The organism is Pedobacter kyonggii (assembly GCF_004310665.1).
In the GTDB taxonomy this organism is placed as follows: domain Bacteria; phylum Bacteroidota; class Bacteroidia; order Sphingobacteriales; family Sphingobacteriaceae; genus Pedobacter; species Pedobacter kyonggii.
Window position 1 is genome coordinate 235,503 of sequence record NZ_SIXF01000003.1, and the last position, 24,383, is coordinate 259,885.

Here is a 24,383-nt window from a genome sequence, read left to right on the forward strand (position 1 = left end):
GCAATAGAAACAGCAAAGGACAAATCCATTAAGAGTTGTCCTTTGCTGTTAAATAGGCATAAAGAATGGCATAAGCCTAATTTTCTTTTGTATTGATCCTATCGGTTGGTATCTCACCGACCGAAATATTATTACCCTAATTTCCTTCCCGTATTAATCACATTAACCCCATTAAAACGGGTAGTGGCACTTCCGTGCGAAACTGCACTTACCTGTCCGGGTTGACCTTTGCCGTCAGAAAATGTCCCGCCTAGCCTGTAGTCGCTTTTATCGCAACGTTGTACGCACGAATTCCAAAATTCTTGTGTATTGGCTTGGTAGGCAGCATCTTTAAACATACCTACAATTTTGCCATCCTTAATTTCATAGGCCAGCTGTGCGCTAAACTGGAAGTTATAACGTTGTTGATCAATAGAATAAGAGTTACGGCCAAACATGTAAATGCCTTTCTCTACATTTTTAATCATATCTGCAGCGCTTAAAGCAGCATTTCCAGGGGCTAATGAAACATTTGGCATTCTTTGGAACTGAATACTATCCCAGCTATCGGCATAACAACAGCCCTGCGATTCTTTCAAACCTAAAATATGCGCCTGATCTCTTATTGTCTGGTAATTCACCAAAATCCCATCTTTAATAATATCCCATTGGCCACATTTTACGCCTTCGTCATCATAACCCACAGCGCCTAATGAACCCACTTCTAGTTTATCACCAATGATGTTTACCTCTTTACTTCCAAAGTTGAATTTTTTGCTTTCCCATTTATCCAGCGTTAAGAAACTCGTTCCTGCATAATTCGCCTCATAACCTAAAACACGGTCTAACTCTGTCGGGTGACCAACAGACTCGTGGATGGTTAGGAATAGGTGAGAAGGATCTAAAACCAGGTCGTATTTGCCAGGGGCAATGGGTTTGGCTTTTAGTTTTTCATCAACATGTACAGCTGCTTCGCGTACGTCTTCCAAAATATCGTAACGTTTTTTGTACATCGTAACAGGGCCACCTTTAATTTTTTCTTCGTCTTTTGGTTTAAGGTATTCAAAACCCATACCCATTGGCGCGCTTAAGGCATTTCTGGTTTCGAACTTGCCACTGGCCGCATCCGTTTTAGTTAGGGTAAAGGTTGGCCATATCCTATGGATATCCTGATCGATATAAGAACCATCGGTTGAAGCGAAATATTTCTGTTCATTGATCATAAACAGATTGGAGCTGATGTATTTTGCACCGCCTTTCATGGCCTCACTATTTACCTTTAAAAGCAGATCAACTTTATCGGCAATGGGTACCTCAAAGGCATTGATTTCGATTGGTGTTTTCCAGCTCACCTCCCCATATCCTTTTTGCGCTGCCAATTGAACAGGTTCTTCCATGAGTTTAGAATTTCCTTTGGCAATGGCTACAGCAGCTTCTGCAGCTTTGGCGATGCTGGCATTGTCCATGTTGTTGGTTGCTGCAAAACCCCAACTTCCGTTGGCAATCACACGCACGCCCAAACCATAAGATTCTGAATTGGAGATGTTTTCTACCCTGGTTTCTCTAGTAGCCACTACCTGATTTAAATACCGTCCTATACGTACATCGGCATAAGTTGCACCTTTGTTTTTTGCAGCATTGAGGGCAACATCAGCCATTTTCTTCTTTAGGGCAATATCAACAGGCGTTAAAGATTCTTCAACAGAAATAATTTTGCCAAAGGCAGGTATATTGGGCATCATGCTGGTGCCGAGGCCAACGCCTGTCATGTATAAAAAATCTCTTCTTCTCAATTTTAATGTTTTTAATAAAAAGTTATCATTTTTAGTACGATCGTCATTGCGAGGAGAAACGACGAAGCAATCTTACAACGATCTATTAGTGTGCGCATTAAGATTGCTTCGTGCCTCGCAATGACGAATTAACGATTTAATAAAGCTCTTCGACTCCGCTCAGAGTGACCCTAGCGTAAACGCTTATTTAAATCGCATCCGATAATGAAGTGAACGTAAAATCGCGGATTTTCATTGGTGGAATCAATCCACTTCCAGTTCTCACCGGTTTACCTAAAGCTTCAACATTGTTGAGCATAATTACTGGGCTCTCGTTGAACCTGAAATTCTTGATCGGGAATTTAATTTCGCCATTTTCGATATAAAAAGTACCATCACGGGTTAATCCAGTAAGTAATAGGGTTTGTGGATCTACCGAACGGATGTACCAGAAACGGGTAACCAATATGCCTTTTTCAGTGCTTTTGATCAGATCTTCCAACGATTGTGTTCCACCTTCGATAATCATGCTGCGGCTAAAAGGAAGTGGTTGAACATTTTTCTGTGCAGCCCAATATCTTGAATAAGACAGGTTTTTAACTATCCCTTTTTCAACCCATTGCGTTCTTTTTACCGGTAAACCTTCGCCTGTGAATGTCGAAGACGGGATTTCAGTATTCATTGGATCAGAGTAGATATTTACGTTTTCTGAGAACAATTGCTCTCCTAAACGTGTACCACCACCCTTTTTGCTCATAAAACTCCGGCCTTCGTCAGCACTTCTGGCATCAAACCCCCTAAACATATTACCGATAATATCGCTGGCTGCAAGTGGCTCTAAAATAACAGTATATTTTCCTGGTTCGATGGCTTTTGCACCTGCAGAACCATTGGCTTTGCTTGCTGCAATTTTGCTAAGTGCCAGGGTGTCCATTTTGTCGAGATCATTAAAGCCTTGCTCAACGTAGCCCGATCCTGTTCCTTGTTTGTTTCTAACTGTTACTGAAAAAGAAACATCGGTACCTTTATTGTAGGCGAACAAACCTTTAGAGTTCATGATCGCGTTAAAACGGGTTGAGTTTTCTAAGAAACCGGCCGCATCTAAACCAGCTGCTTTTGATACACTTAAACTTTTTCCTACCATTTCGGCCCTGGTATCAGGAGTCATGGCAGCAGTTTTAGCATTGTATGTATTCGATTCTGGAAAAGTCTGCGGACCTAATGGAGGCATAAACTCAGGGTTTTCTGGTGCCAGCATGGCCAGTTCTTCTGCTCTTTTTACCACCTTTTGTAGGGAAGCATCATCAAATTCATTTATCGTTGCCGAACCAGTTTTTTTACCAAAAGTGGAGCTTACACCTAAGCTCATGGTACTGATCTGCCCTGCGGTGGAAACCGCATTGCGGGCATAACGGATATTCCCGCCATCAGAACCATTTAAACCTACTTCGCAGAAATCGGCTTTCGAATAACCGATTACTTTTTTTAATATCGCCTGGGCTTCTTCTTTACTTAATATGGCCATAATTATATTTTTCTTGCTGTATTGATAACATTAACTCCATTAAACCGGGTAGTGGCACTGCCATGCGATACGGCACTGCTTTGAGAAGGTTGTCCTTTACCATCATTAAACGAACCGCCTAAACGGTAATCGCTTTCATCGCAAATGGCATTACATGAATTCCAGAACTCCTGCGTATTGGCCTGGTAGGCTACATCGTTAAGCATGCCTGCAATTTTACCATCTTTAATTTCGTAGAAAATCTGTCCGCCGAACTGAAAATTGTAACGTTGCTGATCGATAGAAAAACTTCCGTCGCCAATGATGTAAATGCCTTTTTCAACATTTTTAATCATATCATCAACACTCAGTTTTTCTTTTCCTGGCTGTAGCGAAACATTTGGCATACGCTGAAACTGAACATCATCCCAGCCCTGCGAATAACAGCAACCATTTGATTCTGTTAAGCCGATAATGTGTGCCTGATCGCGGATGGCCTGGTAGCTTGTTAATACGCCATTTTTGATCAGATCCCATTTTTTGCATTTTACACCTTCATCATCGTAGCCAACAGCTCCTAACGAACCTACCTGGGTTTTATCGGCTACAATATTTACCTTATCACTCCCAAATTTGAAATTTTTCGATTCCCATTTATCTAAAGTAAGGAAACTGGTTCCTGCGTAATTGGCTTCGTAGCCTAAAACACGATCTAATTCTGTTGGGTGGCCCACAGATTCGTGAATGGTTAACCAAAGATGTGAAGGATCTAAAACCAGATCGTATTTACCTGGCTCAACCGATTTTGCCTTTACTTTTTCTGTTGCTACGCGGGCTGCTTCTTTAACATCTTCCAGCATATCATAACGGCCTTTATAGCGGGTTACAACACCAGTAACTTTATCCTCAGGCCGGGCATGCATGTATTCATAACCCTTTCCAGAAGGTGCACTTATTGCATTACGTGTTTTAAATTTACCTGATTCCCGGTCAATTTTGGTTACGTTAAAAGTTGGGTAAATGCGGTGAACATCCTGATCGATGTAAGAACCATCAGTAGAGGCGAAGTATTTTTGCTCATTAACTGCGAAAATAACGGAATTTACAAAATTGGCTCCATTCTGCATGGCCACATCGTTTACATTCAGAAGCAGGTCTACTTTCTCTTTTACCGGAACTTCGAAGGCATTAATTTCGATTGGTGTTTTCCAACTTACCTCGCCGTAACCTTTTTGCGGGGCCAGTTGAACCGGTTCTCCCTGTATTTTGGCATTGGCTTTTGCAACGGCAACCGCTTGTTCGGCTGCTTTGGCGATAGCATCTTTGGTTACATTGTTTGTGGCCGCGAAGCCCCAACATCCGTTAGCTAAAACACGGATACCCACACCATACGATTCGGTATTGGCTACACCTTGCACACGTTTTTCGCGGGTGGCCACAAACTGGTTTAAATAACGCCCGATGCGGATGTCTGCGTAAGTTGCGCCTTTAGATTTTGCCGCATTTAGTGCAACATCAGCCAGTTCCTTTTTAATTTTAACATCTACTCCATCTAGTGCCTGTAAAGGGTCTATAGGAGTTCCGAATGCAGAAAGGTCGGGAAGGAGCAGGGCACCCATACCCATTCCGGATAAGTAGAGGAAGTCTTTTCTTTTCAATTGGTTGAATTTAGTTAGTTTACGTTCTCAATATAGCCAATTGTGCCCCTAAAAAGGCGAATTGATTATAACATTTTAGTTTCAATGCTGAAATGGATTGATATTTATCGATAAAAACTTTAATTGAGGTCCTGTTTAGTGATTTTTAACCGAATTTGTGCACAGATAAGCATAGATTTTAGCGCTAATGCTTGCGCTCGTTTCCAAATGAGTGCAGAAATAGTTATACGATTTCATCGTTGCAAACGATGGACTATTAAACGCTCGTTAAAAACGAGCGTGAGCAATGGGATTTGTCATTCTGAACGCAGTGAAGAATCTTTATCAGTTTGCACTGTTTCATTGGAGGAGGATTCTTCACTGCGTTCAGAATGACAGTAAGCGCGCGATTTATTTAACTGCCAAAATCCGCGATTCGTACCATAAAAAGGCAGCTGCAAGCAGAAACCCTGCAAAGAACCACCAGAGTGATACTTCTTCCGTTAGAATAGTATCTGCTAATTTGTTTTTGGCTTCAGTAGTATTCAGGTTTTTGATAAACTGATAAGTTCTATCAAGCTTTTGTTGGTTTTTGAGTGCTTCCCAATCGGTTTTTTTGTAGATATATATTGGCTCGATAGTTTCGTTTACCTGCAGATTAGACCAACCTGACTTTTGAGGCCAGTATAATGCATCCCATTGAAAAGGAAGCTCCATGTTTTGCCGCGGACTGAGTAAAATACTATCGATTTTTAATTTCGGGACCCTGTCTGATGCTGCCAGATCTGCAATAATCCTCACTTTTTGGTGAATAACGGGGAATTGAGGAATGATGTTTACAGACTGAATATCGTTTTTTTTCCTTGCTGCATTGGCCAAAAGTTTAGACCAATAAGTAGCATAATCAGTTTTTTGCCCTGAAAGTAACCAATTGTAGGTGGCGGAAAGTGTAGAGACTAATACTTTGCCATAACCGCTGATGCTGCTATTGACCACTACTTTGCCGCTAGCATCAGAAATAATGGGCAGATCAGTTTGGTTAGTCCTTAAAAATAAAGCTTGTTCAAGTGGTAACGGATTAAATTTGTGATGATCTTCTATTAGGGTTAAATTTAATGGTTTGCCTTTTAAAACAGGAGATTCAAAACGGCCAAATTTACCACTAAGCGTTGTTAAAGCTTTTGTATTTGTAACCCTGATCAATAACCCTATTCCGTTATTAACCGCAAGATTTATTGATGACCTTTCGTTGGGGCCAATAGCTGCTAATTCTTCTTCATCAATGATCAGTATATCGAATTTTTTTAACGATGGTGTATTGATCTGATTAAGGTTTATGCTATCTATGTTAAGGAAATCGAAAGCAAATTTGTTTTTACTGATCTGACTTCTGAAAGCTAGTGGATATTGATTTTCGTACAGCCAGTTTTTTAAAAATTTATATTCGAAGTCGGGAAAAGAGGCTAAAATCAGTACTTTCATCGGTGTCTGATCACTAACCTGAACAGGCACGGGTTCTTTGGCCAGAGTGTCGTTTTTTTGTAGTGCAATTAATTCGTAAACGGCTTTGCCTATTTGTTTTGGGCTGGTTTTAAATGAAAAAGATTTATTTGATTCTGCCTCAACAGTCATAGAATCTACTACTTTGCCTAAACCTTTGAGTACGAGTTTAACTGCTTGATTACTGGTGTTTTGATAGGTCCCCTGGATATTTAAGATATCGCTTGTTCTTAAATTTGCTGACCAATTTGCCGCAATAATACCACCAGGATTTGCCGATGGATGGAAAGTGATCTGGTAGCTTTTGAGCTGCTCCAATTCGGCTGCATTTAAGCCGTAGCCATAAATATTCAGCTTTCGGATATTGGGATTCGATTTTAAAAAATAAGAAAGGTCAGGAATATTTGTGGCGTTAATATTTTTTAAATCTACTGAAGAAAGTGCATATTTCTTTCCCTTTAGGCCGGCAATCGAATCAAGTTTTGTACCATCGGTGAGTAAAATAATTTCATCAGGATTTTGTTTTACATGTGTTTCATATTTGATCGGTACAATAAAAAATACAAAGCAGCTTAAGGCAATGATATTAGCAAAAATACGCCAGATTAACCTTGCTTTGTTTGCCCTGTAAACTTCTTTATAGAGCAAAAAGACCAATAAACCTAACGCAGCCAAAATAGCGATGTATTTAAATTCCATATCTACTTGCCGGTTTTATTGAGATTATTAAAATAGTTTTGGTACAATGCCGAAGCTGGACCAGCACTTTGTGTTTGTGGTTTGGCCGATTCGGTATTGATCATTTTTTGTATGGCCTGTTGAACCAGATCAATATCGCTGATGATCAGTTTATTGTTGGTGCTTAATTTTCTTAAACTGCTTAGTGCATTTAAATAGGTAGAAGGATGATCGGCTGCAGCACCAATCATGTATTTTTCTGTTTCGCTGAGTAAGAACTGGTCTTGTTCGCTAAATTTTTTACCTGTTTTTCTGCTTTCCAACAGGGCGAGACTTATTTTTAAAGAAGCTGTCCTTTTTTCTTTTTGCTCAAACGACATTTTCTGTACTGGCTGGGTAATCTTATCCAGCTCACCGCTTAAGCGTTTTTCGGGCTTTAATGCCGCTGTTTTTACGGTAGTTTTGGCCACGTAAGCCCGCGACTTTTGCTGCAGGTCTTTGAGCAATCTCAGCGCTTTATATTCGTAAGGTAATGCTTCCTGGGGTTTATAGGTTCTTAAACGAAGTTCAGCATTCCACATTTCAGTTAAAACGGCCTTTAATTGTGCCTTCATTTCTGGTTCGAAGAAGGTAGCATCTTCAGCAATATCATGTTTATGGGCATATTTGTCCATAATGGTAGTCACATCACCAAATTTATCGCCCTCAGCTTTATGCTCTGCATGTTCGTCGTGGTCATCATGATCACCGCCAATTTCGGTTTCGTTTTCTTCGCCCAAAAACTGGCCATACCGCAATCGCAACAGTTTCTGATCGATTCCCAGATCGTTGCTTCTGGTTTTAAATGTCTGAGCAGATATTGATGATTGTTCTTTCAACAATTTCTCGGTATCGATAATAATCTGCCTTTCGCTTCTAAAATATTCTGGAACCAGGTTAACCCCATTGGTCATTCCTGCAAAACTCATTAATTCCGCGGTATCTACAATCGATACAAAGTAAACATCCGAGCGGCTCGATTGACCATGGTTATCCATCGCTTTGATGAAAAAGTAAAGTTCATCGCCTGGTTTCATGCCAAGGCTTTTTAAGTCAATCAGTTTACTTAGCGTGAGGTTCTTTTTGTTATCAAACCTGGTATTAAACGATAGTTTTTTTTCGGTAAAACTCACACCTTCACCTTTACCGCTGGCCATGGTTGCCGATATATAGGTGTCGTTGATGCCATAATCATCTGTAAGTGATACCTTCAGATTAATCTTTTGCGGCTGACCGATATCAATTGTTGTGTGCTGTTTGGGTTGCGTAATTTTAATCGTAACGGGTAAATCAGGAATGATCTCGATCTGGTAGAGATCTGATTTTTTCCCGTCGAGGTCTAATTGATAAAATCCTGATTTATTGACGGTTTTGCTATAAGTCCACTGCGTATGTGATGCATTTAAGGCTTTTAATAAAACAATTTCGTTATCGTTGAAGATGATTTTCAATTTTTTAATACCAATGTTCGTTTCGATTTTCCAGTTTATTTTGGCACCGGTTTCGGCAGCAATGGTAAACTGTTTTTGTTTACGCTCAGCTTTTTGAGTGTAGGCAGGCGGAATGATGGTAGCACTGAAATCGGAAATTTCTGCAGGAATATTTTCTTTGATTGCCGGAATTTGACTTGCCTTTTCGTGAAAATTTAAAGGTTCGCTTTTGAGCGAAGGGATTTGGGTAATACCAAAGCTGATTAACAATCCTACAAGAAGGATAATCAAGCCGAAATATAATTTCTTCACAGGTTCTTTTGGCTGTGAGAGGTGGGGGATTATATTTTCGATTTTATTGCGCTGCAGTTGTTGCAGCATAGACAATTCAGCCTGATTTTGAAGCAGCAGATCAGCACTTTCTTCTAGCTCAGGATATTGATTATTTACAAATCTCGAAATATCATGGTCGCTTGTTTTCCAAATCGGTTTGCTGAATAAAAGAATAGCCAGAACAACAGGAAAAACCAGCGCAAAAAGCCATGGTGAAAAATGCAATAAGTACACTGCAATGGCCGATAAAACCAAAGCTATGGCTAAGGCAATCGCAACGGTGCCGATCAGGTAAAAGCTAATCCACTTTTTCCTGAGGTTACTGATCCAATGCTGTCCTTCAGCTTTTAACATAATTCGGTTTTTGTCTGAATGATAAAATACGTTCGGTAACAAAAATCACTAAGGCAGCTATCCAAAATAAAGTTCCCAGCGCTTCGTTTTGCGTAGTTTTTATAGTCGATTCCGTTTTGCTGGACTGAAAGGCAGCATTTTGCCTGGATGATAAACGTCGCTGATCGTTAGGATGGTTCTCAAAGCCAAAATCAATCGCATTTTTATCTTGTATAACAATGGGCATTAGTGCCTTCACAAATACACCATCCCAAACCAATTCGTTCCACTGCGGGTTAAACCGGCTATAAAAATGAAATGTATTTAGATTGTTTACCTTTTCGTTTGCTAAGATTGCATTTCCGAAAGCGTCAGTCCATATTTTTTCCAATTGATTATTCGAAACAACCCTTTTGCTCAATTTAATTTGACGACCATCAACATTAATGGCAGATAGCGTAGCAATTACTTTCCCTTTTTCATATTGAAACAGGGTTCCATTTGGTGTAATTGACGATTTAAAAGTTGAAGTAACCGGATCATCAGATAGCCAGAAGCCAATGTCTGCTTTCCCGGAAGCAGGATTAATGATTATTTTTCGCTTCGTAAAGCTACCAATGGCCTTTAAAGCAGCAATGAGGTATTTGCCATCTGCAATTCCGGAAGCTTCGTGTATGGCGATGTTTATCGATGTCTCATCTCCTGAATTTAAAACTTCGTAAGTGGTATTGGATGGATTCGATTTTGCCTCGTATTTCTTCCCGGCATAGCTGGCAATCCAGCTGCTTAAAGTATCAGTTCGGTTTAATGGGATCCAATTCAACTTGTAGTTAAGGGTTGGCAGTTCATTGCCAAAACGGTTTAAGCGGTGATCGGCAAAAAAATAAACTTCAGTTCCTGATGGAACAAATTGATTAGCTGCATACAGCAGAGCTGTATAATTTAGGCTATTGCTCTGTTTTGTTTGATGATCAGCAGTATCTTTTAAGGTTAATGGTTCAAAACCCACATTAAAATCATGAACTTCGTAACCCTGTTTTATTAATGAATCTATCGTTCTACTCTGCGTTTTAAAAACATGTAGAAGCATTGCTTTATCAACCAAAATCCATCCGGTTTTATTTTTGCCCGAGATTATTTTTTTTATATAAGGTTGTGCCAGAAGAAATGCCAGTAGTGTCAAAAGCAAACAGCGTAGCAACAACAAAAGCCAATCATTAATTTTAAAGCTTTTTGAGCTTACCCTCGAACTTTCGCCCAGCAGTGCAATGCTGCCAATCTTAAGTGTTTTGCCCTGTTTAACATTCCACAGGTGTATAATGAGCGGGATAATTAAGCCTGCCAGCGCCAGTAAACCTATGGGATATAAAAATTGCACGGTTTAAATTCTAAGTTTACTTCTCTGTTTTAAAAAATCCCTTAATGCCTGATCTAGTGGTTCATCGGTCGTAATTGTCCGGTAAAAAATCCTTCTATCGAGCAATTTTATCCTGGTTTCTTCCAGGTAAGCATTAAGCTTGTTTTGATAATTGGTCCTTGCTTTGGTTTGATCAATCTGAATGGTTTCTCCTGTTTCCAGGTCTTCGAAAGTGCTGTAACCTTTAAAATCAAGATTCAGTTCGTTTCTTGATAACACATGAAAAACCACAATTTCGTGCCTTAAAGTATTCAACGTATCCAATAACTTGATAATTTCATCTTCTTTTTGATAAAGATCGGTGATGAAAATCAGCAGTTCGCGTTTTTGGGCACCGGCAAACAATTCTTTATAATGAACGGGTTTGGTGAATTCTCCATCGGGATTGATCTGCTCCAACTGGTAAAACAATCGGGCCAAATGCTGATAATCCTGCTTTGGGGTCATTGAAAAGATCCCTGAATTTTTCAGCACATATAAACCAATGGCATCGCCCTGTAAATTGGCGAGGTAAGCTAAAGATGCACCAAGATATTTTGCATAATCTATTTTGGTAAAATCGCCATCACTATGGTTCATTGAGGCACTGGCATCTATTAATATGCGAACGGCAATATTCGTTTCCACCTCCGATTCGCGGATATAATAACGGTCGGAGCGGGCAAACATTTTCCAGTCGAGCGAGCGAAGGTCATCGCCAGGCTGGTAACTTCTATATTGACTAAACTCCAATCCCGGTCCCTTTACGGTACTTTTATTAATGCCGTTCATAAAACCATCAATCGTCATTTTAGCCGATAGTGAAAGGTCTTTAATGGCCATCAATACTTTTGGATCGAGCAGTTTACTCATTAAATATTCGCTTTTGGTTTCGAAATGGCTTTAATCAGTTCGTCTGTAACTTTATCCGACGAAACATTTTCGGCCTCAGCTTTAAAGTTCATCAATACCCGGTGTCGCAATACCGGGTAAGCCATGGCCTGTAAATCTTCCATAATTACAGCGTACCTGCCTTTAAATAAGGCTCTTGCTTTTGCTGTTAATATTAAGGCTTGCCCGGCCCTTGGGCCTGCGCCCCAACGCACCCATTCTTTTACAAAATTTACAGTGGTGGTATCAGGTCGGGTGGCTCGGATGATTTCACTTACATAAGTAATTAAATCATCGCTAATGCTTACTTCGCGGGTAATGGTCTGCAGTTCTTTGATTTCTTCTGCACCGATAATCGGGTTAATTACTGCTTTTTTACTACCCGTTGTGCTGCTTAAAATCTGAGTTTCTTCGGCTGCCGTTGGGTAACCGATTTTGATGTACAAAAGAAAGCGGTCTAATTGTGCTTCTGGTAGGGGGTAGGTTCCGGCCTGCTCAATTGGGTTTTGTGTAGCCAGAATAAAAAATGGCCGATCTAAAGTATATGTTTTTCCGCCATAAGTGACTTCAAATTCCTGCATGGCTTCTAGCAATGCCGATTGTGTTTTCGGGGGCGTCCTGTTTACCTCGTCTGCCAGGATAATATTAGCAAACAGAGGGCCTTTATTAAATTTAAAAAAACGTTTTCCCGTTACGTGGTCTTCTTCCAGTATTTCGGTGCCCACAATATCGGTAGGCATTAAATCGGGCGTAAACTGGATTCTTCTAAAAGAAAGATCTAAAGCCTGAGACATTGTTCTTACCATTAAAGTTTTAGCCAAACCCGGTACACCTTCCAGTAAACAATGTCCGCCGGCCATTAAAGCGATCAGCATTTCTTCAATGATCACATCCTGACCCACAATTACTTTTTGTATTTCGCTTTTTAAAAGGGAGATCTTATCGATCAATATTTTTAGGTTGCTTTCTGAACGCTCCAAAACGGTTGATTTTTTTAGTATAACGATATTGTGCTTCAATATAGGGGATATTGATAGATAGTTTTAGCCTAGTAGAAAGAATATCAAAAAATTTACACGATAATTAGGATAAAAAAGCAGATTAATAAAAAATGAAGGTAATTTTAGGGTGATGCAAAGAGCTAAATTTACATTTGCGAGATTAAAATATAATTCAGGCGATTGGGATACCGATCAGCGCATGCCTTCTAACCTCTTAAATTCTCTTCTCGAGTATACAACCATTCCTTTGGATGAAGAAGAGAAAATTGTAGAGCTGAGCAGCCGCGATTTATTTAAATATCCTTTCTGTTATTTAAGCGGGCATAAACTGGTTCAATTTAGTCAGCAAGAAGCTGTAAATTTTAAAACCTATGTACATAACGGGGGGTTCGTTTTTGTAGATGATTGCAATCATGATATTGATGGTTTATTTGCCCGTTCATTCGAAACACAGATGAGCAATTTATTTGGAGCGCAGGCTTTGAAGAAAATCCCTAATAACCATGGTATTTATAGTTCTTTCTTCAAGTTTGAGAAAGGTCCGCCTACAACTTCTTTCGAATTAAACGGCTGGGGTGATGATCTGGTACACGATTACCTGAAAGCAATTACCATTAACAATAGGATAGGGGTATTGTATAGCAATAAAGATTATGGCTGCGAGTGGGATTACGATTTCAGGAACAAACGTTTTTTAGCTGAAGACAATACCAAATTCGGGGTAAATATTATCCTGTATGCCATGGGCATAAACAGTTAACAATTGGCAATTTCAGTTGGCTGTTTTTTTCGTGCTGTCAGATGTTACCATCTGACAGATTTAGAAAACTCATTGATTAAGTTTTAATCGCAGCAGATGGTAACATCTGCCGCCACACTTAAGTTGCTGATTAACCAATCTACAAAGTATACGCGGTTTCGGCTTTCGATTGATTCAATACCAAAAAGCTCTGGATATTTCCTACACAAGCCAGTGCGCCTATATTGTCTCTCAGGAAGTTATTGTAAGATACCATATCGGGCATGGCTACTTTGAGCATAAAATCGAAATGTCCGGTAAGATGATAACATTCCATTACTTCAGGGTATTTTTCCATTTCGGTCTTAAATGCCCTTACAATATCTTCCGAATGCGTGGTAAGTTGAATGTGCGGAAAGGCTATAAAATGCGACCTCAGTTTATCGATGTCTACAATGGCAACTGTTGATTTGATGTAGCCATTTGACCGCAGTTTTTTAATGCGGTCTACAATATGGGTCATGCTTTTTCTAAGCTTGCCCGAAACTTCTTTATAGGTTAATAATCCATCACGTTGTAAAAGATTTAGGATTTCGATATCAGTCTGATCAACTTTTTGAGGTTGCATGTAAATACTTAGTGTATAATTGTTTCTTTTTTGTTCGCTTTTGTGCAGCCTAAAAATAGTTAAAATAAGGTATATTTATATAATTTATTATCGTTATTTAAAAACATACTTAGTGTATATATTACAATAATAGTGAGAATTATGAAGTTTAAATAAAAATTATATTCTGTCAGCTTATTTTTCTGATATGCTAAACCAAATTTTTAGGATGTTTAGGGTTTGATAAAAAATAATTTTTATCAAAAAAATAAGTTGTTGCGGTATAATTTGCTTAACTACTGATCTTTACGCTGTAATTAATTTAACCGAATATTATTCTTCTCATGCATAAAAAACACAATTTCGGTGCCGGGCCATGCATATTGCCGTCATCTGTAATGGAACAAGCTGCTCAGGCCGTAATCAATTGGGGAGGGATGGGTTTATCTATTTTAGAAGTTTCTCATCGATCGCCAGAATTTGAAGATGTAGTACTTAAAACCCAGCTTTTGGTGCGCGAGTTATTGTCTGTTCCAGATCACTATTCAGTACTTTTTTTGCAGGGTGGGGCCAGTACACAATTTGCTATGGTTCCTATGAATTTTTTGAGTGCAGGAAAAAAAGCCGCTTATCTTGATACCGGTTATTTTGCACAAAAAGCCATTAAAGAGGCCAAATTGTTTGGCGAAGTGGAGCTAGTTGCTTCTTCGAAAGATAAAGATTACGCCTATATCCCAGTTGGTTTTAATAACGATAAGCATGCAGCATACCTGCATTGTACTTCAAATAATACGATTGAGGGGACAGAAATATTTGATTTCTCTACTGCCGGCGCACCGTTGATATGCGATATGTCATCAGATATTTTTTCCAGAAAAATTAACATCACCGATTTTGATCTTATTTATGCAGGTGCGCAAAAGAATATGGGACCGGCTGGGATGACACTTGTTATTGCTAAAAATGAATTTCTTGATCAGGCAAAAAAGGAAATCCCATCAATGTTGGATTATCGGGTATTCCGCGATAATATGAGCATGTACAATACACCGCCGGTTTTTTCTATTTATGTGGCCATGCTTAATTTATTGTGGCTGAAAGATCAGGGTGGTGTTAGTGGAATAGAACAAAGAAATATAGAAAAAGCAAAATTATTATATGCCGAAATAGACAGGAATCCGCTTTTTTACGGTACGGCCGATGTTGAGCATCGCTCTCGAATGAACGTTACTTTCTTAGCCATTAATAAAGAGGTAGAGACCGGGTTCTTAAAATTTGCAGCAGATATGGGAATTGTAGGCATAAAAGGTTATAGAACAGTTGGTGGATTTAGGGCTTCACTTTACAATGCGCTTCCATTATCAAGTGTTGAGGTATTGGTAAATGCAATGGCCAGTTTTGAAAAAATATACAGTGATAAAACAGTTCTTGAACTCGAATAATCCGTTAAACGATGATAAAAATATCTCCATTAAAGGCACTACAGCCAGGTAAAGATATCTTTGATCTGATGATTTCTGATCAGGTGAACGGTAAGGTGCATAAAAATGAACAGCTTTCGTTTGAAGACCTGCTTAATCTATTTGGATGTCCTTTAGATGATCTGCCTGCTATTTATGTTTACGAGTTCCGTAGCGAGTTTGGTGTAATGAGGGGAATTTGGGCAGCTACCGATCTCTCCCAAACACCAGTAAATGCAATAAAAAGGCACGAAGAAACGGTATCGTCGAAAGTAGAATCGCTTAAAATAGATCGGAGAAATAAGGCAGTGCAAAAATCGCCAATCTTATTGGTTCATAAAAAGGATAAAACTTTAGATTCGCTTATTGATTTTGTGGTGCGTACGCGTAAACCTTTAACCAGCGAATGGTCGCAGATGGGACATTTTCTTTATCAGGTATTGGAAGAAGATGTTATTGAAAAATTTGTTGAAGCGTTTATGAAACTTCATGCGGTTTACCTGGCCGATGGTCATCATCGTTTGGAAGCAGCCTGTTCGTTGCAGAAAAGCATAGCTCAGCAAATCAGTTCGCTTTTTGTTTCTGCCGATACAATTTCGATAGGTGCCTTTCATAGAGTGGTTTCGGGTGTAGATATTTGTTATTCACAGTTGATGGAAAAACTGGAACAGTATTATTATATCTCAAAAATTCCCAACAACAAAGCTTATAAACCTGATCAGAAAAATAGGCTAGGCCTTTGTTTTAAAGGCGAATGGTATCAACTGGATTTAAATAAAGCTTCTATTGTATTGTCAGAAGTGCCGGATACGGTGATTTTACAAGATCAAATTCTGTCAGCTGTTCTTGGTATCAATAAACCGAAGGAAGACGAAAGACTAGTCTGCTTTCCGGATTGCAAATGGTCTCAATTTCTTGAAGTGCTGAATAGTGATGAAACGTCAATTGGCTTTTCTCTTTTCCCGATGACAGCGGATGCATTTATTACCACTGCAGAAAAGGGTGAGTTTTTGCCGCCAAAATCTACCTGGATAGCGCCTAAGATCCCTCAGGGATTTATGGCGAGTAGCCCAGTTGCCATAACGGCGAAAGGAGAACAGGTAAGGGTAAATTAATAGATAAACCTATAAAACAAACGATATGTTCGATCTCGATTTAGAAAGTATAGCGCAGATAGGCGCTACCTTTCTGATAATTGCTTTCTTTTTAGTGGCTTTGTACAAAAAGCGTCTTAAAGTAAACAAGAAAAAAAATGATGGAGAGCAAGATTACCTGCACTGGCTCTAAACGGTTAAGTTGAATAGTCTTGTGCTATTTTTTTGTTATGGTAAATCAATTTAGTTTGATATGGAGTAAGCTTTGCAGTTAATTATGCCTATAGAGGTTAATTAAAGAAATTTGATTATAGTTAAATTTTATACTTTTGGGTTATTGATATTTACAATTTAACCCGATATGTTTATGAAAATGCTTTTTAGAGTTTGCATACTTTCTGTTTTAATCTGTTCATCTATTCTGGCGAGTGCACAAACCGTTACCCTAGATTATTTTTTTAATCGTGAAACCCGCAAGGATAAACAGGGAAAAGAAATCCGTTTTCATTACCTATGGAGTGAGCGGGCCATGAGTGGTTTTTCTATTTTTGGCAATGTATTTAAAAAAGAAGGATTTAAATTGGATTCGCTTGAAACAGCACCAACACTGGCCAACTTAAAGGGAAGTGATGTTTATTTAATTGTAGATCCCGATCGCCCGAAAGAAAATCCTAAACCTAATTATATCGAGGCTGACCATATTACTGCAATTTCTGCATGGGTAAAGCAGGGTGGGGTATTGGTGATGTTTGCCAACGATAGTGCCAATGTAGAATTACGGCATTTTAATAAACTAGCCAATGTATTTGGTATGCACTTTACGAATGAGATGCAAAATCACGTTATTGATGACAAACATTTTGAAGATGGCGGCATTGTGATCAAAAACAATCCAGTATTTAAAACGGCGCAGAAAATATTTATGAAAGATATTTGCTCCATTGAAACAAAAGCTGGCGCAAAACCGGTTTTGAAAAATGCGGCAAACGCAACTGTTATTGCTTCGGCTAAATATGGTAAAGGAACAGTAATTGCCATTGCCGACCCATGGTTGTATGACGAATATGTTAATGGACGTTTACCAAAAGAAATGGGTTTCGAAAATGATAAAGCAGCCCATGATCTGGTGGTTTGGTTAAAAAGCATCGTTAAAAAATAATAGCTTATAATTTATCCAATTTAAAATAGCCTAAATGAATCTCATCTTCAGGTAACCCTGAAGATGTTTTTATTTCGATATGGTATTTTTGTTTCGATTCTTCGCTTAAAATATCCTCAATTTTATAAATATCATCTACATCAATACCATACTTTTCATCAATATGGGCATTGGCACCTTTTATCGAATTGGTTTTAAAGAATACTGTTTTCTTTGCTTCTTGTATTGCCTTTGCCCTTTCATCATAAACAGATAGCACAATATAATGTTGTTCATATAGCTGGTTCGACTGGTAGCCACCAAGATTAATAAAAAATAGTTTATTAGTTGAAAGGGTAGTATGGTTGTCTCTTAATTTAATGTTGATTTCATAGTTGTCAACCTTATTCACTTCCCGCCAGCCATCTATATGAATACTGGCTCCTGCTTCGGGCCAAAATGCTTTAATTTCGGGAACAAGCGCTTTAAGTGAATGGGCAATACCGAAGAAATAATCGTGCTGTTCTACATTTCTTTTCGGTGCTTTCGATCCCAATAAAAGCATGTATAGTTTAGGTTGCTGTTCGTCCATATTTAATTGATTGCCTTTTCTTTTAACAGCGTTAATGAGAATTGGTTTGTGATTTTACATCTTCTTTTAACCACAGAGAACACAAAGAGGAAGGGGCGGAGAACACAAAGCTGGTGATCATGCAGTACAAACCTTTCATTATAAACCCGATAGCAGTGGATGCCGATTCTCCATCGGCTGGAACGAATAGCGGGACTACCACACCCCATGGAATACTGACCTTCATTTCCAAAACCTAAAAGCATTACAAACATCATTATATTGATCCTTATGAAATAAATTATCCCTCAGGATGACAATATTAGGGTAATTAATTCCGTGCTTCCGTGGTGAAAAATAAAACAATTTCGTTTTTTTTGGATTATATGATCTGATGAATTGAGGTGCACATATAAATGCAGCGATAAATGGATATTAAAAAAGCAAAAAAGAAGATCGCGATTTTAGGCGGTGGGCCGAGTGGTCTTTTTATGTATAAAAGATTAATCGAATCTAAAACTACCAACTTTGTAATAGATATTTTCGAGCGAAAAGATTATTTGGGGGCAGGTATGCCTTATAGTGCCGAAGGAGCTAATGTAGAACACATCACCAATGTATCAGACAATGAAATTCCGATCATTTTTAATTCTATAGAAGATTGGGTGAAAATAGCACCCAAATCAGTTTTAAAAAAGTTTAATATCAACGAGGAGAAATTTAACGAGTATAAGGTATTGCCCAGGCTGTTTTTTGGTGAATACCTATCTGCCCAGTTTAATCTGCTGAAAGATGCTGCGACCAAAAAAGGCATAAAAACCAATGTACATTTAAATTGTGTGGTAAAAGATATTATCGATTTTCCTGCAGATAATAAGATAGGGATAAGCATTAAAGGGCATGAAAATACCTATTTTGACCAGGTGATTATTTGTATCGGTCACAATTGGCCAAAGAAATATGAAGGCCGTATACCCAATTATTTCGATTCGCCTTACCCACCGAAAAAACTTTTATTAAAACTTCATCATCCAGTGGCTATTATGGGCTCGTCGTTAACTGCAATTGATGCGTTAAGGACGCTGTCACGTCAAAACGGGAAGTTTGAGGAAGAGGAGGATGGAACCTATCGTTACCATTTGGAAAGCGCGGGTTTTAAAATTGTAATGCATTCGCGTAGCGGTTTATTACCTGCTATTCGCTTTCATCTGGAAGATTCGCATCTGGGAAAGGAAGAAACGCTGAGCAAAGCTGAAATTAAGGCGAGTATAACTGAGAATGGAGGCTTTTTGCCATTGGATTTTGTATTTGAAAAGAATTTCAAGGAAATATTTATTGAAAAAGATCCAGCTTTTTATGAGCTGATTAAAGCATTGAATCTGGAAGAATTTGTTGAGACCATGATGGGGTTCAGAGAAAAAATGGAGCCTTTCGATCTTTTTAAACAAGAATATGAAGAGGCAGAAAAATCTATAGAAAAGCGAAAATCTATTTATTGGAAAGAAGCCTTGGCTGTATTAAGTTTTGCAATGAGTTATCCGGCAAAATATCTGTCTGCGGAAGATATGGAGCGGCTTCAAAAAGTATTAATGCCCCTTATTTCTATTGTAATTGCATTTGTGCCCCAAAGTTCGTGCAGAGAATTATTGGCACTGCACGAGGCTGGTGTGTTAAGCATTGTTGCCGTTGGGGATAATGCGGAGGTAGAACCGTTAAAAACAGGCGGTGCAGATTATTATTACAAAGTGGGTGATCAGGAGATGACTGTTCACTTCGATACCTTTATCGATTGTGTTGGTCAGCCACATCTTTCTTTCGATGATTTTCCTTTTAAAAGCTTAATTACAAATGGAACGGTTAGTCCGGCCATGTTGCAGTTCCAGTCTGCTAAAAATGGAAAAGCAGAAATGAAGCATAATGATTTAGTGATAAGGAAAGGCAATACTTACTTTTTAACTGTGCCTGGTATCACCATCAACGATCATTTTCAGGTGGTTAACGAAGCGGGGCAGGTGAATGAACGAATCTATATTATGGCCGTTCCGTACATTGGTGGCTATAACCCCGATTATTCCGGAATCGATTTCTGTGAAGCCGCATCAGAGGCGGTGCTCAACAGTATTTTAAACTAAGTGTTAAATAATATGCTACCGAAAATATTAGTACTAATTCGCTAACAATACGCTATCTATACTTAAGGTATGCGCCTATGCCCTGCTTGGGCATGTAGAGTTGCTACAGTTTTTCCTTTAGGCTAGTTGGTCAGGATCGCAGATCCTGACCTTTGTACTGCGGATTTGTAATCCGCATTGTAATCTTGTTTAAGGTTTAATTAATGAGGTTTTCAGTATTTTTTGATCACAAGAAGGATGTAGTAAAGATAAGCTTGATTTATGAATCAATTAGTGTTGTTTCTGCAAAAAATGCAGCGAGTAAAACGGATTATTTATTGTTTTTCAAGATAATAAACAGCAGTTTTTTTAAAGTAGCTTACTTATGTTGATGTTTGACTTATTTGATAATTGAGAGCAGAAATTACTCAAAAATAGTATACTTCATTTAATTGCTTTTAGAGAAAAAAATCCCTAATGGAGTGTTAGAGCTTGTTTTGTGTAAAAAAAACAAACGTTTGCGCTTAATTTGTGTGATGTCTTTTTAAAGTTACAAAATTTATAAAAATGGTATAGCCTTTCTGAGTGTAAGCGAGCCTAAATATGATTCTTTAAGCCAAATATCAGTAACCAATCAAACTATCATTTAAAGCTTTTTCCTTAACAGTTATTCATTATTAGAATATCGTTTATAAAAATTATAAAAATTAGTTGATTAATACGGCTGTTCAATGTTTATAACCATTTATAGCTTTGCTTATTACGCATTTTTTAAGCAAACGTTTGCGTTAAGAAAAAATAAAAAACAACTTTCTTAATATATACCTTGCATTAACAAATCATAACTAGCCGATATTTTATTTTAGTATTACGAGCAAAAAATCTTGTTAACTAGCAAGAAATAATAAATAATTAATAAAATAATAAAGCACCTCTAACCAAGGTATTATAGCAAACAAACAAAAACTAATCATTCTTAGTGCTTCTACATGTACTAAGAATTAATATTAATCATCCTAAACCATATTCCATGATCAAAAATTTTACTTTTTGTCTTCAGGCATTGCTTTGCCCAAAAATCTCAAATCGAGGTCATTTCTTTCTTACATCTTAACAATCAAGATTACTTTTTAAACACTTAAACTTAATTAAACTAATAAAATGGTTAAAATTTATACAAGCGTTTGTATTGCCTTGTTTTTATCTGTTTTTGGATTACAATCTTTATATGCCCACAAGGCATGGCTCTGTACAGGTGTTAAAAGCACCTTTGTATTTCAACAAGATACGATCAAAGCTAAAAAAGATTCGTCCGCCTTTTCACTAAAGACCGATACAATCGGCCAAATGGTTAGAGCACTACAGAAATTTAAAACAGTACGCGATACGGTTAATATCCGTTCCTCAACACCTGTTCCCAATTTATCGTTACAGCAAATTATTAAAGGTAATTTAGCTGGCGTTTATGTACAAGAGCCAAACGGCGAACCTGGAACTGAACAAAGCATTATCGTGCAAGGTGCATCAGGTTTACTTTTCAATAGGAAAGATATTTATGCCCTGCAGCCTGCCATCTATTTAAATGGTGTGCCTTTAGTAGCCGATAATCCTTTTGCATTTGATGTGCAGAAATATGATTACAATAGGATTGGGCCTGCAACTAACCTTTTATCGCAGGTAGATATTAATAACATACAATCTATCACGGTAATTAAAGATCCTTTCGAGTTGGCTAAACTAGGTCCAAATGCAGCCAATGGTGCTGTATATATAACCACTAAAAATGCTAAGGCCGGACTTAGAGATATTAGTTTAAACTCTTATTTTGGTTATGTAACTGCTCCACAGGTAAATACTGTTAATGGCGTTTACGAAAACAATTTTAGGAACCAGTTTTATCAAAAATATAATCCAACTGGCAATCCTGCTTCTTATTTACGTGATTCTACCAACGTGGCTTATTTTGGCCCGTCAAACTGGACGGATTTATATTACCAGAATACACCAACATTTTCTGCCGACTTAGGCATTACCGGAGGCACAGAAAGAGCAAATTTTAGGTTCTTTGGCTCTGGAACAAGGAATGCAGGAAATGCAGATGATACGGATATTAACCGTTACAATTTGTTCTTCGGAATAAATATGGCTCCTTTTAAATGGCTTACAGTATCAAGCACCGTTAACACCGCTCGTTTAGATCGGACGAGAAACAAAAGTTTGCGTGATCGTTTTGCCGAAACACGTTATATACCCGATTTAAGCAGTCCGCTTTCTCCAAATTCTGACTCATACGCAACGTATTTGACTGAAAATGATAGAAATGTAGATAACAATCGCTCTACAGTATTAAACGGAAGTTTAAGCTTAAGTGCAAAAGTAAACAAACTGGTGATAACAACCACCGGTTTATTTAACTACAACGAGGGTATCAGAGATTATTTTATTCCATCTACTTTATTGGCAGGCGTAAGTTATGTATCCAATTATTTTGGTTATAGCCAAAGGGTTTCGATGAACAATACCGTGAGCTACAAATACGATATCAATAAAGACCATGTTGTTGATTTTGAGCTTGGCCAGAGTTTACAAGGCGATACCTATAAATATAACTATGCAAGGGCATACAATGGCCCGAACGATTATGTAAAATTATCTTTTGTAGATGCAAGACCAACCATTAGTGGATCTGAGAATCCAGATTACCTAAACGTATTGGCTAACAGTAATTTTTATGTGTTCAGGTATATCGATAAAGAGCGCAATAATTTAATGTCGTTTTATGGTTCAGCAAAATATGCATATAAAAATCTGTTAACATTAAGTGCATTGTTAAGAAGAGATGGTTCTTCTAACGGCCAGCCAGATAGCCGTTGGGTAACTACACCCGCCTTTAGTGCCAACTGGAATTTAAAAGAACAGTTTTTAAAAGGCTATAAAATCATTGATGCTTTACATTTAAGCGCCGCATGGGGCAGAACTTTGAGGGTTTTTCAGGATGACCGTTTTGCAGCAGGACCACAGTATCGCTCAGAAAACGGTTGGGAAGAAGAGCCGACCATACCAGGATACGGTGGTTTGTTGGGCATTAACCGCCCATACAACAGTGGCTTTATTGGATACAACATTAGTTTGCCATTTGCTGATAGAACTAGCGTAACCTTAGATGCTTCGTTCTTAAACAGCCGGATCAATGCAGCTGTAACAGTATATAACCGTGAAGATAAAAATAACGTAATCGGCTTGCCTGTTGCAGTTGAAACTGGTTATTCTACCGAGTATAAATCGGGAATGAACATTAATAACAAAGGTATTGAGCTTTTGGTTAACGGATCTGTTTTACAAAAAAAGAACGGTTTCAATTGGAATACTGGTTTAAATCTGAGTTATAATAAAAATAAATTATCGGCTTTGCCAGAAGGTTTAACTGAATTAATTTATCAGAACGACAATAAACTAGAGGTAGGTAAATCGGTTGGCAGTTATTGGTTATATACCAATCAGGGTATTTATAATAGCGATGGAGAAGTACCTGCAGGCAGAACCTTTAACGGCATTCCTTTAAAAGCTGGCGACCCAAAATGGGTTGACTATAATAACGATAATAGGATAGACAGTAAAGACAAAGTATTAACTGGCGATAGATTGCCAAAATTTGTTGGCGGTTGGAACAACACTTTAGCTTATAAAAACTTCGATCTAAACTTCAATTTTATTTTTGCTGCCGGGCAAAAAGCAATTAACCAATACGAGGCAACCCGTTATGGCTTTGTAAACCGCGAAGCCGGAAATGACATTAACTCAGTTAAAGAAGTATCTTCTTGGCAATCTATTGATAGCGAGAAAAACTATCCAATATACAATCCATGGAGTCCGGTAGATGCTTACCGTACTGACCAAGACTTGTTTTTAGAGAATGCATCTTATATTAAATTAAGATCGATAACACTGGGTTACGATTTTAGTAAAGCAGGTTTCTTTAAAAAAGCTGGCGGAAAATTTAGAAGAGCTTATTTATATGCTACCGCTTTAAACGTGTTTACTTTAACCGATTTCTCAGGTGTTGATCCAGAACTGATCAATTACAATGGAATTTACGACGGCGCAAATATCACTATTCCACAAACATTTGTTTTTGGCTTCAAACTGGATTTATAAAATATTACCATTATT

General features: G+C 38.1%; 17 protein-coding genes. 7 read left to right on the forward strand and 10 right to left on the reverse strand.

Going from position 1 to position 24,383, the window contains the following annotated elements; genetic code table 11:
* Positions 1-131: 131 nt before the first annotated feature.
* From EYS08_RS05305 to EYS08_RS05340, 8 genes are all read right to left on the reverse strand, one after another.
* Entirely contained in the window at positions 132-1,772 is a 1,641-nt protein-coding gene (locus EYS08_RS05305) for a TldD/PmbA family protein (RefSeq protein ID WP_131028881.1), read from the reverse strand.
* Between the two features lie 187 nt (positions 1,773-1,959).
* Positions 1,960-3,276: a TldD/PmbA family protein gene (locus EYS08_RS05310; protein WP_131028883.1), complete on the reverse strand. Its 1,317-nt coding sequence runs from the start codon at positions 3,274-3,276 to the stop codon at positions 1,960-1,962.
* A gap of 2 nt (positions 3,277-3,278) precedes the next feature.
* Positions 3,279-4,913 (reverse strand): TldD/PmbA family protein, encoded by a 1,635-nt coding sequence (locus tag EYS08_RS05315; RefSeq protein WP_131028885.1) that lies wholly within the window; start codon positions 4,911-4,913, stop codon positions 3,279-3,281.
* A 390-nt stretch (positions 4,914-5,303) separates the two neighbouring features.
* Complete coding sequence (locus EYS08_RS05320; RefSeq protein ID WP_131028887.1) at positions 5,304-7,091, reverse strand: hypothetical protein; 1,788 nt, start codon at positions 7,089-7,091, stop codon at positions 5,304-5,306.
* Positions 7,092-7,093: 2 nt separating this feature from the next.
* Complete coding sequence (locus EYS08_RS05325) at positions 7,094-9,226, reverse strand: DUF4175 family protein (protein WP_131028889.1); 2,133 nt, start codon at positions 9,224-9,226, stop codon at positions 7,094-7,096.
* Entirely contained in the window at positions 9,213-10,583 is a 1,371-nt protein-coding gene (locus EYS08_RS05330; RefSeq protein ID WP_131028891.1) for a BatA domain-containing protein, read from the reverse strand. The genes EYS08_RS05325 and EYS08_RS05330 overlap by 14 nt, the downstream gene beginning before the upstream one ends.
* Positions 10,584-10,586: 3 nt before the next feature.
* On the reverse strand, positions 10,587-11,474 hold the full coding sequence (locus EYS08_RS05335; RefSeq protein ID WP_244215859.1) for a DUF58 domain-containing protein: 888 nt from the start codon (positions 11,472-11,474) through the stop codon (positions 10,587-10,589).
* Entirely contained in the window at positions 11,474-12,511 is a 1,038-nt protein-coding gene (locus EYS08_RS05340; protein WP_317130080.1) for an AAA family ATPase, read from the reverse strand. The genes EYS08_RS05335 and EYS08_RS05340 overlap by 1 nt, the downstream gene beginning before the upstream one ends.
* Positions 12,512-12,623: 112 nt before the next feature.
* Between EYS08_RS05340 and EYS08_RS05345 the strand changes: the two genes are divergently transcribed.
* Complete coding sequence (locus EYS08_RS05345) at positions 12,624-13,253, forward strand: DUF4159 domain-containing protein (protein ID WP_131028893.1); 630 nt, start codon at positions 12,624-12,626, stop codon at positions 13,251-13,253.
* A 139-nt stretch (positions 13,254-13,392) separates the two neighbouring features.
* On the opposite strand, the gene EYS08_RS05350 is transcribed toward EYS08_RS05345, so the two are convergent.
* Positions 13,393-13,860, reverse strand: coding sequence for an Lrp/AsnC family transcriptional regulator (locus EYS08_RS05350; protein ID WP_131028895.1), 468 nt, complete (start codon positions 13,858-13,860; stop codon positions 13,393-13,395).
* 323 nt (positions 13,861-14,183) lie between these two features.
* On the opposite strand from EYS08_RS05350, the gene serC reads away from it, so the two are divergent.
* The 4 genes from serC (at position 14,184) to EYS08_RS05365 (ending at position 17,552) form a co-directional block, all read left to right on the forward strand.
* Complete coding sequence (gene serC / locus EYS08_RS05355) at positions 14,184-15,281, forward strand: 3-phosphoserine/phosphohydroxythreonine transaminase (protein ID WP_131028897.1); 1,098 nt, start codon at positions 14,184-14,186, stop codon at positions 15,279-15,281.
* An 11-nt stretch (positions 15,282-15,292) separates the two neighbouring features.
* Positions 15,293-16,414 carry a DUF1015 family protein gene (locus EYS08_RS05360; RefSeq protein ID WP_131028899.1) on the forward strand — a complete coding sequence of 374 codons (1,122 nt, stop codon included), beginning with the start codon at positions 15,293-15,295 and terminating at the stop codon, positions 16,412-16,414.
* 25 nt (positions 16,415-16,439) lie between these two features.
* Complete coding sequence (locus EYS08_RS25665; RefSeq protein ID WP_165456383.1) at positions 16,440-16,586, forward strand: hypothetical protein; 147 nt, start codon at positions 16,440-16,442, stop codon at positions 16,584-16,586.
* Between the two features lie 174 nt (positions 16,587-16,760).
* Positions 16,761-17,552: a DUF4350 domain-containing protein gene (locus EYS08_RS05365; protein ID WP_244215860.1), complete on the forward strand. Its 792-nt coding sequence runs from the start codon at positions 16,761-16,763 to the stop codon at positions 17,550-17,552.
* 4 nt (positions 17,553-17,556) lie between these two features.
* Here EYS08_RS05365 and EYS08_RS05370 read toward each other — a convergent pair whose 3' ends face one another.
* The gene (locus EYS08_RS05370) at positions 17,557-18,123 is read right to left on the reverse strand and encodes a DUF1543 domain-containing protein (protein ID WP_131028901.1); all 567 of its coding nucleotides are present in this window, start codon (positions 18,121-18,123) and stop codon (positions 17,557-17,559) included.
* A gap of 407 nt (positions 18,124-18,530) precedes the next feature.
* Here EYS08_RS05370 and EYS08_RS05375 point away from each other — a divergent pair, with 407 nt between their 5' ends.
* Together EYS08_RS05375 and EYS08_RS05380 are read left to right on the forward strand one after the other, a co-directional pair.
* Positions 18,531-20,234 carry an FAD/NAD(P)-binding protein gene (locus EYS08_RS05375; RefSeq protein WP_131028903.1) on the forward strand — a complete coding sequence of 568 codons (1,704 nt, stop codon included), beginning with the start codon at positions 18,531-18,533 and terminating at the stop codon, positions 20,232-20,234.
* A gap of 1,140 nt (positions 20,235-21,374) precedes the next feature.
* Positions 21,375-24,368 (forward strand): SusC/RagA family TonB-linked outer membrane protein, encoded by a 2,994-nt coding sequence (locus EYS08_RS05380; RefSeq protein ID WP_131028906.1) that lies wholly within the window; start codon positions 21,375-21,377, stop codon positions 24,366-24,368.
* Positions 24,369-24,383 lie beyond the last annotated feature (15 nt).